This is a genomic window from Amycolatopsis sp. NPDC114504 (assembly GCF_055633595.1).
The window spans coordinates 84,898-96,491 of the sequence record NZ_JBVKDU010000005.1 but is presented as its reverse complement, the minus strand read 5'-3'; the positions used below and the strand labels follow the sequence as shown (position 1 = coordinate 96,491).

The following is an 11,594-nucleotide window of genomic DNA, read 5'->3' as shown; positions in this document are numbered from 1 at the left end:
CCCGTGAGTCCAAAGCTGACCCCGAAGGGCGCCGCGACGCGGCAGCGGATCATCGAAGGCGCCGCGGCGGAGATCCGCGCGCGCGGCGTCGCCGTCACGACGCTCGACGACATCCGGGCGCGGACGGGCACCAGCAAGAGCCAGGTGTTCCACTACTTCCCCGGCGGCAAGGAAGAGCTCCTGCTGGCGGTGGCGCAGTTCGAAGCCGGCCAGGTGATGGCGGCCCAGCAGCCGCAGCTCGGCGAGCTGGCCTCGTGGGCGGCGTGGCGGCGCTGGCGCGACACGGTCGTCTCGCACTACCGCGAGCGGGGCCAGTACTGCCCGCTCAACGTTCTGATCTCCCAGCTCGGCCGCGCGACACCGGGGGCTCAGGCCGTGGTGAGCGAGCTGCTGCGCGCCTGGCAGAACGAGCTCGAGGCGGGCATCCGCCGCATGCAGGACACCGGCGAGGTGAACCCGCGGCTGAACGCCGAACGCGCGGCGGCCGCCCTGCTCGCGGGACTGCAGGGCGGCGTCGTGGTGATGCTGTCGACCGGCGGCATCGAGCACCTCGAAGCGGCGCTCGACGTCGGGATCGAAAACCTGCGGGCGAGCGGGAGCCGGCACTGACGCCGGCCCCCGCTCCCGAAGTCAGGCGTTCTTGATCGCCGAGATCTCGAACTCGAGGGTGACCTTGTCGCTCACCAGGACGCCGCCGGTCTCGAGGGCCGCGTTCCAGGTGATGCCGTAGTCCTTGCGGCTGATCGTGGTGGAGCCCTCGAAGCCGATCCGGTCGTTGCCGAACGGGTCCTTGGCGGAGCCCTCGAACTCGAACGGGATCGTGACCGAACGGGTGACGTCCTTGATCGTCAGGTCGCCGGTGACGTCGAAGGAGGTGTCGCCGGTCTGCTTGATCTCGGTGGTGGTGAAGGTGATCGTGGGGTACTCGTCCATCGACAGGAAGTCGTTGCTCTTCAGGTGCCCGTCGCGGTCCGCGTTGCGGGTGTCGATGCTGTGTGCCTGGATGGTGACCTGGGCCGACGACTTCTCCGGGGCGTCACCGTCGATGGTCGCGGTTCCGGTGAACTCGTTGAAGCTGCCGCGGACCTTGGTCACCATGGCGTGCCGGGCGACGAACCCGATCCGCGAGTGGGCGGCGTCCAGGGTGTACTCACCGGTCAGCTGGGGGTAGGTGGTCGCGCTGGTCATGCTGGCTTCTCTCCTCCGTGCGGTCCCCCAGGTGATTGAGGGTTCAACAACACTGTACTCACATTTACTGGTTGCGCAAGCAAGCTTTCGCTAGACTCGCCGATATGGGTGAACCGTACGCGCTCGATCCCGACGAAGCCCCGTTCTGGCGGTCGCTGATGCGCATCACGACCGCGCTGCCGCGTGCGCTCGAGGACCAGTTCCTCCCCGAGACGGGCCTCGCGATCACCGACTACGGTGTGCTGGTCGCGCTGTCCGAAGCGCCGGACCACCTGCTCCGCATCTCGGCGCTGGCCGCGACCACGGGGCTGTCGCTGAGCCGGATCAGCCGGGTCGTCGACGACCTCACCCGCCGCGGCCTGGTCAAGAAGCGGAAGTGCGCCGAGGACGGGCGCGCGTCCAACGCCGTGCTGACCGACGCCGGACTGGCCAGGCTGGAGGCGGCCTACCCGGCTCACCTCGCGCGCGTGCGGGCTTCGGTGTTCGATCACCTGGACGTCGAGGACATCCGCACGGCCGGGCCGGTGCTGGCCCGGCTGGCCGCGGCGCTGGACGCCACTCCCCCGACCGACGACTGCTGAGGACGCCGATGACCGACCAGGGCGAGTACAAGCGCGACCTGAACTACATCCCCGACCGGATCACCGCCGACGGCCGCGACGGCTGGCCGGTCGAGCCCGGCCGCTACCGGCTGGTCGTCGCCCGCGCGTGCCCGTGGGCCAACCGCGCGGTGATCGTGCGGCGGCTGCTGGGCCTCGAGCCGGTGCTGTCCATGGGCATCGCCGGGCCGGTGCACGACGAGCGGAGCTGGAGCTTCGACCTCGACCCCGGCGGCAAGGACCCGGTGCTCGGCATCGAGCGCCTGCAGGAGGCGTTCTTCAAGCGCGACCCGGAGTACCCGCGCGGCATCACCGTGCCGGCGTTCGTCGACGTCCCGAGCGGCCAGGTGGTCACGAACGACTTCGCGCAGATGACCCTCGACATGTCCACCGAGTGGACCGCGTACCACCGCGCCGGCGCGCCCGAGCTGTACCCGGAGAAGCTGCGCGACGAGATCGACGACGTCGCGCAGAAGGTGTTCACCGACGTCAACAATGCGGTCTACCAGTGCGGGTTCGCCCGCTCCCAGGAGGCGTACGACCACTCGTACACGAAGCTGTTCACCCGGCTGGACTGGCTGTCGGAGCGGCTCGCGGACCAGCGCTACCTGGTCGGCGACACGATCACCGAGGCCGACGTCCGGCTGTTCACCACGCTCGTCCGGTTCGACGCGGTGTACCACGGCCACTTCAAGTGCAACCGGCAGAAGCTGACCGAGCTGCCGGTGCTGTGGGCGTACACGCGCGACCTGTTCCAGACGCCCGGGTTCGGCGACACGATCGACTTCCCGCAGATCAAGGAGCACTACTACGTGGTGCACAAGAACGTGAACCCGTCCGGGATCGTGCCGCTGGGGCCGGACGTGGCGAACTGGGTCACGCCGCACCACCGCGAGGAGCTGGGCGGCCGCCCGTTCGGCGACGGCACCCCGCCGGGCCCGCCGCCCGAGTCCGAGAGGGTGCCCGCGCTCTAGTTTCTTGGCTACGGTGATCGCCATGGAACGCCTGCGCGATCGCCGAATCCTGGTCACCGGAGCCGGCTCCGGCATCGGCCGGGCCACCACCCACCGCCTGCTGGAAGAGGGGGCGCTGGTCATCGGGACCGACGTCTCCGAAGAAGGGCTGATCGACACCCAGAAAGCCGCGCCGCGCGGGGGCCTGACGACCTACGTCATGGACGTCGCCGACGAAGCGTCGGTGGCCTCCGGGGTGACGTCGGCGGTCGACGCGCTCGGCGGGCTCGACGTGGTGGTCAACGCGGCGGGCATCCTGCTGGCGTCGCACACGCACGAGACGTCGCTGGAGCTGTGGAACCGCGTGCTGGCGGTCAACCTGACGGGCACGTTCCTGGTGACGCGGGCGGCGTTGCCGTCGCTGCTGGAGTCCGGGCACGGCGTGGTGGTCAACTTCAGTTCGACCTCGGCATCGTTCGCCCACCCGTACATGGCGGCGTACTGCGCGAGCAAGGGCGGGATCCAGGCGTTCACGCATTCGCTGGCGCTGGAGTACAGCAAGCAGGGCCTGCGCGCGGTGAGCATCGCCCCGGGCAGCGTGAAGAGCGGCATCACGGACTCGGCGGCGAGCTGGCTGCCGCAGGACATCGACTTCACGCTGTTCGGGAGGTTGCTGCCGATCCTCCCGACGGACCACACGACGGAGGTGGGCAACCCGGTGGCGGGCCCGGAGGCGGTGGCGGGTGTGGTGGCGATGCTGGCCTCGGACGACGGGAAGTTCATCACGGGCACGGAGATCCGGATCGACGGCGGCACGCACACCTAGGTCGCTTGGGCGTACCTGTTCGCGAGCACCCGAAGCCGCTCCGCCAGTTCCGGTGGTGACTCCACCTCGAACGGGACATCCAGCATCCCCACCACGAACGCCACGATGTCGTACGAATCGGACGCCAGCTCGAGCCGGCAGCTCCCCGCGTCGATCGGGGTCACCTCGCCCTCGACGCGCCCCTCCAGTTCCGACGCCGGGGCGAAGACCCGGAGCGAACAGCGCAACGGCCACATCTCGCGGCCCATCGTCCGGGTCAGGTACGCGGTCAAGTCGCCGTCGGGCGGCTCGCGGTGGGTGAAACGAGGCCCGTTCGGCGTACGCAAAGACACCCTGTCCGCGCGGAACGTCCGCCAGTCCTCGCGCAAAGTGTCCCAGCCGACCACGTACCAGCGGCGCCCCCACGACACCAGGCGGTGCGGCTCCACCGACCGGCGCGACGCGCTCCCGTCGTGGCTCACGTAGTCGAACCGCAGCGTCTCCGCGTCGCGGATCGCCGCCGATACCGCGGTCAGCACCGCCGGCTCCACCACCGGCCCGCGCACCGGCAGCGCCAGCATGCTCGCCTCCAGCGCCGCCACGCGGTGGCGCAGCCGGGACGGCAGCACGCGCGCCAGCTTGCTCAACGCCCGCTGCGACGCCTCCTCCGCACCGGACGTGTGCAGGGCGATCGTCGCCGCGACGGCTTCGTCGTCGTCCAGCAGCAGCGGGGGCAGCTCGGAGCCGGCGCCGAGGCGGTAGCCGCCGACCGGGCCCATCACCGCGTGCACCGGGTAACCCAGCTCGCGCAGGCGGTCGACGTCGCGGCGGACCGTCCGGGTCGTCACGTCCAGCCGCGCGGCCAGTTCCGTGCCGGTCCAGTCGCGGTGCATCTGCAGCAGCGACAGCAGCCGGAGCAGCCGGCCGGGGGTTTCTCGCATCCGCCGAGAATGCCAGACGACTAGGACCGAACCTGTCCTACACGCGCGAGAAGGTCGTCCCATGGATCCCTTCCGCATCGACGTCCCGCAGGCCGACCTCGACGAGCTGCACCACCGGCTCGCCCGCACCCGCTGGCCGGGCGAGCTGCCCGGCGCCGGCTGGGACTACGGCGTCAGCGAGCCCTACCTCGCCGAGCTCGTGGAGTACTGGCAGCACGACTTCGACTGGCGTGCCCAGGAAGCGCGACTCAACGCCTTTCCGCAGTTCACCACCACGATCGACGGCCAGCGCGTGCACTTCCTGCACGCCCGCTCCCCCGAACCGGACGCGACGCCGCTGATCCTGACCCACGGCTGGCCGAGCACCGTCGCCGACTTCCTCGGCGTCCTCGGGCCGCTCACCGACCCGCGTGCCCACGGCGCCGATCCGGCCGACGCGTTCCACGTCGTCGCGCCGTCGGTGCCCGGTTTCGCCTTCTCCGGGCCGACGGCCGAACGCGGCTGGAACACGCGCCGGACGGCCCGCGCGTGGGCCGAGCTGATGCGGCGGCTCGGCTACGAGCGCTACGGCGCCCAGGGCGGCGACTTCGGCAGCATCGTCTCGCCCGAGCTGGGCCGGACGGCGCCGGAGTCGGTGCTCGGGGTGCACGTCAACGCCGTCGCCAACGCCGGGGTCCCGACCGCGCCCGGCGACCTCGAGCGACTGTCCGAAGAGGACGCCAAGCGGGCGAAGGAGAACGAAGCGTGGTGGTACGGCCATTCCGGCTACGCCACGCAGATGGCGACGCGGCCGCAGACGCTCGCCTACGCGCTCAACGACTCCCCCGCCGGCCAGCTCGCGTGGAACCTCGAGTGGTTCGTGGACTGGGACCCCACGGCGACGAACCAGTCGCCGGTGGACCGCGACGCGATCCTGACGAACGTGACGATCCTCTGGCTCACCGGCACCGCCGGCTCGGCCGCGCGCCTCTACCTGGAGGCGGGCCAGGACGGCTGGGGCGAGCGGCCGGAGCCGTCCGGCGTGCCGACGGCGGTGGCGAACTTCCGCGGCGACCACGCGATCCGCGGCCTCGCGGCGTTGTCCAACAACGTCACGCGCTGGACGGAGTACGACACCGGTGGCCACTTCGCATCGTTGCAGGCGCCGGAAACCCTGGTCCAGGACATCCGGGAGTTCTTCCGCGGCCTCTAACGGAGCACCGCACCATCGAGCAACGGCCGCAGCTCCGCGACCACCGTGTCCAGGGGCGCGACGTCCTGGTGCGCCCGCGCCAGGACGATCGCACCCTCCAGCGCGCTCAGCATCAGCACCGCCAGCGAGGTGCTGCGAGCCACAGGCACGCCGTACTCCTCGAGTGTCGCCGCCACCGGGCGCTGCCAGCCGTCGAACGCCTTGCCGACCGCTTCCCGCAGGTCGTCGCTGGTGGCCGCCGTGTCGGCGACCGTCGCGACCAGCGGACAGCCCGCGTCGTAGCCCTGCGCCGTGAACTCGTCGCGCCACTGCGCGGCCATCGCCTCGAACAGCTTGCCCGGCGTCGGGTCCTCGATCTTCGCCGCGACGCGCGCGACGCGGCGGGCGGCGTACCCGCCCGCCCACGCGACCGCCTCGGCGATCAGCTGGTCCTTACCGCCCGGGAAGTAGTGCTGCAGGGACCCCCGCGGCGCTTCGGCGTGCGCGACCACGTCCCGCATGCCGGTCGCCCCGACACCGTGGATCCGCACCAGCTGCGCGGCGCTGAGCACCATCCGCTCGCGCGGCGTCCTCGTCATCGACTGCCTCCTTCATGACGTCCGTCATGGTAGCCCAGTCCGGTACGACCAGCGCGAAGTCGCGCTCGCCGCGTTCGTAGGTCGGTACCGGCCGGAAACCCTGGCGCAGCAACAGCGCTTCGGCGCCGGCGTTGCCCGCCCACGCGGTGCCGCGCACCGTCCAGCCCGGGAACTTCTTCGACGCCCACAGCCACCTGGCCAGCGCGTTGCCGATCCCCTGCCGTTGCCACGGATCGGCGACGAGAATCCCGATCTCGGCCTCGCCCGGGGTCACCGCGACGAAGTTGAGCAGCCCCACCGGAATCCCGCCGCGGGTCGCGAGCAGAGCCGGTGCCCCGGCGAGCAGGAACCGGCCGTACCGCCGGAAGACCTCGCCCGGCTCGGCCGCGCCGCCCATCATGAAGCGCCGCCGGAGGCTCTCCGGCGAGCAGGCCGCGACCAGCGCGGCCACGCGTTCCCGGTCCGCCGGGTGGTCGCCCAGCTCCCGGACTTCTATGACAGCTGTCATGACTCCATGACAGCACAGTGCGACGTGAAGCACACTATGACGGCCGTCATAGATCGACGGCGCGGCGCAAGTCTGCGACTATGCGGGATGAGCTGGAGCTGGGAAGACGTCCCGGAACCGGCGGGAGGAACAACCACTCCCCTCCGTAATTAATGTATAGCGCACCCCTGGGCTTGCGGCAAGACCCCCGTAGTGCCGCACAATTCTCGGCCGAAGCCACAACCTGCGGAAACGCGGGGATTTCAAGGGGGTCTTTTTGACTGACGTGATCATCGCCGGCGGCGGGCCGACCGGAGTGATGCTGGCGGCCGAACTCCGCCTGCACGGGGTCGACGTGCTGGTGCTGGAACGGGACGCGGAACCGACGAAGGTCGTCCGCTCGCTCGGCCTGCACGCGCGCAGCATCGAAGTGATGGACCAGCGGGGGCTGCTGGAGCGGTTCCTGGAACTGGGCACGAAGTACCCGGTCGGGGGTTTCTTCGCGGGAATTCCGAAGCCGTCGCCGGAGAAGCTGGACACCGCGCACGGCTACACGCTCGGCATTCACCAGCCCGTCATCGACCGCCTGCTGACCGAGCACGCGCTCGAAGCCGGCGCCGAGATCCGGCGCGGTGCCGAGGTGACCGGCCTGGCGCAGGACGACGACGGCGTCACGGTCGAGCTGGCCGACGGCACGACCGAGCGCGCGCGCTTCCTCGTCGGCTGCGACGGCGGCCGCAGCACGGTGCGCAAGCTGCTGGGCGTCGCCTTCCCCGGCGAGCCCAGCCGCGTCGAGACGCTGCTCGGCGAGGTCGAGGTGACCGCGTCGCGGGAGGAGATCGACACCGCGAACATCGAGGTCCGCAAGACCCAGAAGCGGTTCGGCTTCATGCCGGTCGAAGGCGGCACGTACCGCGTCGGCGTCCCCGCCGAAGGGGTCGCCGAAGACCGGCGGACCGCACCGACCCTGGACGAGCTCAAGGAGCAGCTGCGGAAGACCGCGGGGACCGACTACGGCGTGCACTCGCCACGCTGGCTCTCCCGCTTCGGCGACGCCACCCGGCAGGCCGAGCACTACCGCGTCGGCCGGGTCCTGCTGGCCGGCGACGCGGCGCACATCCACCCGCCGGTCGGCGGGCAGGGGCTCAACCTCGGCGTCCAGGACGCCTTCAACCTGGGCTGGAAGCTGGCCGCCGAGGTCAACGGCTGGGCACCGGACGGGTTGCTCGACAGCTACGAGGCCGAACGGCACCCGGTCGCCGCCGACGTCCTGGACAACACCCGCGCGCAGATGGAGCTCATGCAGCTCGAACCGGGACCGCAGGCGGCGCGGAAGCTCGTCGCGGAGCTGATGGACTTCGATGAGGTCAACCGGTACCTCACCGAGAAGATCATCGCGATCGGCATCCGCTACGACTTCGGCGAGGGACCCGCCCTGCTGGGCCGGCGCCTGCGGAACGTCGAGCTCAAGCAGGGCCACCTCTACGGGCTGCTGCACGCGGGCCGCGGCCTGCTGCTCGACCAGACCGGATCGCTTTCGCCTGCGGGCTGGGAAGACCGGGTCGACCACGTCGTCGACGTCAGCGAGGAACTGGACGTGCCCGCGGTGCTGCTGCGCCCGGACGGGCACGTCGTCTGGGCCGGCGAAGACGGCGCGGACCTGACCGGTGCGCTGCGGAAGTGGTTCGGCGCGCCCACCGCCTGAAACGCCGTCGGCCGAGAACGAAGAGGGAAATTTGTCTCAGGGGTACGAAGAAGAACTGCGGTCCGAACGCGACCACGTCGCCGGGCTGTACGCGCGGCTCGACGCCGAGCGCGCGCGGGTGAAGGGCGAGTACGAGGCGGCGCTCGGCGGCAAGGGCGTGGGCGCCATGGAACGGGACGTCGGCGTGCGTTCGCTCGGGCGCCAGGTGAAGCGCCTCGACGTCGTCGACAACGGGCTGTGCTTCGGGCGGCTGGACGCCGTCTCGGGCGAGCAGTCCTACATCGGGCGCATCGGCCTGTTCGAGGAGGACGACGACTACCGGCCGGTGCTGCTCGACTGGCGCGCGCCGGCGGCCCGGCCGTTCTACACCGCCACCGGCGCGAACCCGGAGGACATGCACCGGCGGCGCCAGTTCCACACGCGGGGACGGCGGGTCCTCGGGTTCACCGACGAGGACCTGGGCCGTCCCGGCGGGGACGCGCAGGGCGACGCGGCGCTGCTCGCGGCCGTCAACGCCCCGCGCGGCGAGGGGATGCGCGACATCGTCGCGACCATCCAGGCCGAGCAGGACGAGATCATCCGGCTCGACCACCCCGGCGTGCTGGTCATCGAAGGCGGCCCGGGCACCGGGAAGACGGTCGTGGCGCTGCACCGCGTCGCGTACCTGCTGTACACGCAGCGGGAGCGGATGGAACGCCACGGCGCACTGGTCGTCGGGCCGAACCCGGCGTTCCTGAACCACATCGGCCGCGTCCTGCCGTCGCTCGGCGAGACCGACGTCGTGTTCACCACCACCGGCGATCTCGTGCCGGGCCTGCACGTCACCGCCGAGGACGTTCCGGAAGCCGCGCGGCTGAAGGGATCCCTGAAGATCCTCGACGTGCTGAAGGCCGCGGTCGCCGACCGGCAGCGGCTGCCCGCGGAAGCGGTGTCGATCGCGCTGAAGGACGTCACCGTGCGGATCGACGCCGCGACCGCCGAGTGGGCCCGGCAGGAGGCCCGCGACAGCGGACTGCCGCACAACGAAGCGCGCGGTGTCTTCACGGAGATCGTCACCTACGTGCTGACCGAGCGGGCGATCGGCCGGATCGGCAAGGGCTGGCTGGACCGGGACGACCGCGACGAGTGGGAGAGCATGCGGAAGGGCCTGCTCGAGGACCTCGCCGGTGACGAGAAGTTCACCGCCGCGATCGACGAGCTGTGGCCGATCCTGACGCCGGAGGGTCTGCTGTCGTCGCTCTACACGTCCGCGCCGGCGGATTCGAGACTGTTCCGGGCCCGGGGCGACGCCTGGACGGTGTCGGACGTGCCGCTGCTCGACGAGCTGGTCGACCTGCTGGGCCGCGACAAGACGGCCGAGAAGGCGGCGGAGAAGGCGGCCGCGCAGGCCCGGAAGGCCGAGGCCGAGTACGCCGAGGGCGTCTTCCAGTCGATGAAGCTGGACCGGGAGGAGATGGACGAGGACGTCATGCTCTCGGCCGAGAACCTCCTGTACGCCGAGGACCTGGCCGACCGGTTCGTCGAGGCCGACACGCGCACGCTGGTCGAACGCGCCTCGGCGGACCGCGACTGGACCTACCGGCACGTCGTGGTCGACGAGGCCCAGGAACTGTCCGAAATGGACTGGCGGGTGCTGATGCGGCGGTGCCCGGGCCGGTCGTTCACGGTGGTGGGCGACCTCGCCCAGCGCCGCTCGGCGGCCGGGGCGCGGGCGTGGGACACGATGCTGGCGCCGTACGTCGCCGACCGCTGGGTCTACCGGTCGCTGACGGTCAACTACCGCACGCCGGCGGAGATCATGGCGGTCGCGGCGTCGGTGCTGGCCGGGTTCGCACCGGACGTCAAGCCGCCGGAGTCGGTGCGCGCGTGCGGCGTCCCGCCGTGGTCCCGGCGGGTCAGCGGGGACGAGCGGGCGGCGGCGATCGAGGAGTTCGTCCGGGACGAGGCCGGCAAGGAAGGCACCAGCGTCGTGATCGGGCCGCCGGGGGTGCCGGGCGCGGTACCGGCGGCGGAGACGAAGGGGCTGGAGTTCGACGCCGTCCTGGTGGTGGAGCCGGCGGCGATCCTCGCCGACAGCGCGGCGGACCTCTACGTGGCGCTCACCCGGGCGACGCAGCGGCTCGGCGTGCTGCACGAAGGCGCGTTGCCGGCCGAGCTGACCGGGCTCGTCCGGCGCTAGCGGCGGTTCACCGGTGGGGAGCGCGGGTACGTAGCACCTCGCCCGCGCTCCCCCACCGCGAAAGGCGTCCCGATGCAGCTCTACGCCGAACGGCCGATCCGCCGCACCGCCCAGCTCGTCAGCGACCTGCTCGCCCTGCTGGTCGTGATCTCCGCGGTCTGGCTGGGGACGTCGGTGTACGACCAGGTGATGAAGCTGCGGGCCCCCGGCGACGGGCTGGTCGACGCGGGGACGGGGCTGCGCGGCACGTTCGACAGCGCGGCGAACTCGGCCGGCGGCATCCCGCTGATCGGCGACAAGCTGGCGAACGCACTGCACGGCGGGTCGGACGTCGGCACCAAGCTCGTCGACTCGGGGAGGTGGCAGATCGAGGCGGTGGAGAACCTGGCGTGGTGGATGGCGGCGATCATCATCGCGCTCCCGGTCCTGACGCTGGTGGCGACGTGGTTGCCGCTGCGCTGGCACTTCACCCGCCGAGCGTCGGCGGCAGCCCGCCTGCGCGCACTCGGCGACGAGGGGATGGACGTATTGGCCCTGCGGGCACTGGCAACGCAGCCGTTGCGCCGGCTGGCTTCACTCGGCGAGGTCGCCACCGGGTGGCGGGAGCGGGACCGGGACGTCATCGAGAAACTGGCCGGCCGCGAACTGGCGAGCCACGGCCTCGTGAGCTGAGGGTCAGCGCGGCCCCTGGCGCCGGCCCACCGAGCGGCCGACGAAGAAGCCCAGCAGCAACCCCACCACCAGGCCGATCGCGACGAAGAAGATCACCGTCGCCGCGGCGATCTTGCCCACCGTGCCGAGGAAGCCCTTCGCTTCGAACTCTCCGACCGTCGCCAGCGTCTGCGCGAGAACGTAGTGCATCATGATCACCAGGGTCCCATCGAACGTCACCCGGCGCGACGCGAAGGTCCCCTCACCGAGGCTCAGGACACCGGCAAGGGGACCTCCGTTCTCCGACAGCGAGAGC

13 protein-coding genes are annotated in these 11,594 nt (G+C 71.3%); 8 read left to right on the top strand and 5 right to left on the bottom strand.

Translation table 11 applies throughout. From position 1 onward, the window contains the following. The first annotated feature begins 3 nt into the window (after positions 1 to 3). Positions 4 to 609, top strand: coding sequence for a TetR/AcrR family transcriptional regulator (locus ACZ7PG_RS36620; RefSeq protein WP_470243761.1), 606 nt, complete (start codon positions 4 to 6; stop codon positions 607 to 609). A gap of 21 nt (positions 610 to 630) precedes the next feature. Here the strand turns inward: ACZ7PG_RS36620 and ACZ7PG_RS36615 are convergent, their stop codons facing one another. Then, positions 631 to 1,188, bottom strand: a complete 558-nt coding sequence (locus ACZ7PG_RS36615; protein ID WP_155543674.1) for a YceI family protein — start codon at positions 1,186 to 1,188, stop codon at positions 631 to 633. Between the two features lie 104 nt (positions 1,189 to 1,292). Here ACZ7PG_RS36615 and ACZ7PG_RS36610 point away from each other — a divergent pair, with 104 nt between their 5' ends. Genes ACZ7PG_RS36610 through ACZ7PG_RS36600 form a run of 3 tightly spaced genes read left to right on the top strand, consistent with a single transcriptional unit; the run spans position 1,293 to position 3,566 of the window. Next, entirely contained in the window at positions 1,293 to 1,769 is a 477-nt protein-coding gene (locus ACZ7PG_RS36610) for a MarR family winged helix-turn-helix transcriptional regulator (protein WP_470243760.1), read from the top strand. 8 nt (positions 1,770 to 1,777) lie between these two features. After that, complete coding sequence (locus ACZ7PG_RS36605) at positions 1,778 to 2,761, top strand: glutathione S-transferase family protein (protein ID WP_470243759.1); 984 nt, start codon at positions 1,778 to 1,780, stop codon at positions 2,759 to 2,761. A 22-nt stretch (positions 2,762 to 2,783) separates the two neighbouring features. Then, positions 2,784 to 3,566: an SDR family NAD(P)-dependent oxidoreductase gene (locus tag ACZ7PG_RS36600; protein WP_470243758.1), complete on the top strand. Its 783-nt coding sequence runs from the start codon at positions 2,784 to 2,786 to the stop codon at positions 3,564 to 3,566. On the opposite strand, the gene ACZ7PG_RS36595 is transcribed toward ACZ7PG_RS36600, so the two are convergent. Next, a complete protein-coding gene (locus ACZ7PG_RS36595; protein ID WP_470243757.1) occupies positions 3,563 to 4,486 on the bottom strand; it encodes a helix-turn-helix transcriptional regulator in 924 nt (307 codons plus the stop codon). The two genes, ACZ7PG_RS36600 and ACZ7PG_RS36595, sit on opposite strands and share 4 nt — an antisense overlap. A gap of 61 nt (positions 4,487 to 4,547) precedes the next feature. On the opposite strand from ACZ7PG_RS36595, the gene ACZ7PG_RS36590 reads away from it, so the two are divergent. Continuing rightward, positions 4,548 to 5,678 (top strand): epoxide hydrolase family protein, encoded by a 1,131-nt coding sequence (locus tag ACZ7PG_RS36590; RefSeq protein WP_470243756.1) that lies wholly within the window; start codon positions 4,548 to 4,550, stop codon positions 5,676 to 5,678. On the opposite strand, the gene ACZ7PG_RS36585 is transcribed toward ACZ7PG_RS36590, so the two are convergent. Together ACZ7PG_RS36585 and ACZ7PG_RS36580 are read right to left on the bottom strand one after the other, a co-directional pair. Beyond that, a complete protein-coding gene (locus tag ACZ7PG_RS36585; RefSeq protein ID WP_470243755.1) occupies positions 5,675 to 6,178 on the bottom strand; it encodes an LmrA/YxaF family transcription factor in 504 nt (167 codons plus the stop codon). The genes ACZ7PG_RS36590 and ACZ7PG_RS36585 overlap by 4 nt on opposite strands. Continuing rightward, positions 6,111 to 6,764, bottom strand: a complete 654-nt coding sequence (locus ACZ7PG_RS36580) for a GNAT family N-acetyltransferase (protein ID WP_470243754.1) — start codon at positions 6,762 to 6,764, stop codon at positions 6,111 to 6,113. Before ACZ7PG_RS36580 ends, ACZ7PG_RS36585 begins: the two co-directional genes overlap by 68 nt. Before the next feature lie 256 nt (positions 6,765 to 7,020). Here ACZ7PG_RS36580 and rox point away from each other — a divergent pair, with 256 nt between their 5' ends. The 3 genes from rox (at position 7,021) to ACZ7PG_RS36565 (ending at position 11,299) form a co-directional block, all read left to right on the top strand. Next, complete coding sequence (gene rox, locus ACZ7PG_RS36575; protein WP_470243753.1) at positions 7,021 to 8,448, top strand: rifampin monooxygenase; 1,428 nt, start codon at positions 7,021 to 7,023, stop codon at positions 8,446 to 8,448. 31 nt (positions 8,449 to 8,479) lie between these two features. Then, complete coding sequence (helR, locus tag ACZ7PG_RS36570) at positions 8,480 to 10,627, top strand: RNA polymerase recycling motor ATPase HelR (RefSeq protein ID WP_470243752.1); 2,148 nt, start codon at positions 8,480 to 8,482, stop codon at positions 10,625 to 10,627. A gap of 72 nt (positions 10,628 to 10,699) precedes the next feature. Next, positions 10,700 to 11,299, top strand: a complete 600-nt coding sequence (locus tag ACZ7PG_RS36565) for a hypothetical protein (RefSeq protein ID WP_470243751.1) — start codon at positions 10,700 to 10,702, stop codon at positions 11,297 to 11,299. 3 nt (positions 11,300 to 11,302) lie between these two features. On the opposite strand, the gene ACZ7PG_RS36560 is transcribed toward ACZ7PG_RS36565, so the two are convergent. Further along, positions 11,303 to 11,491: a hypothetical protein gene (locus ACZ7PG_RS36560; protein WP_470243750.1), complete on the bottom strand. Its 189-nt coding sequence runs from the start codon at positions 11,489 to 11,491 to the stop codon at positions 11,303 to 11,305. Positions 11,492 to 11,594: the final 103 nt, after the last annotated feature.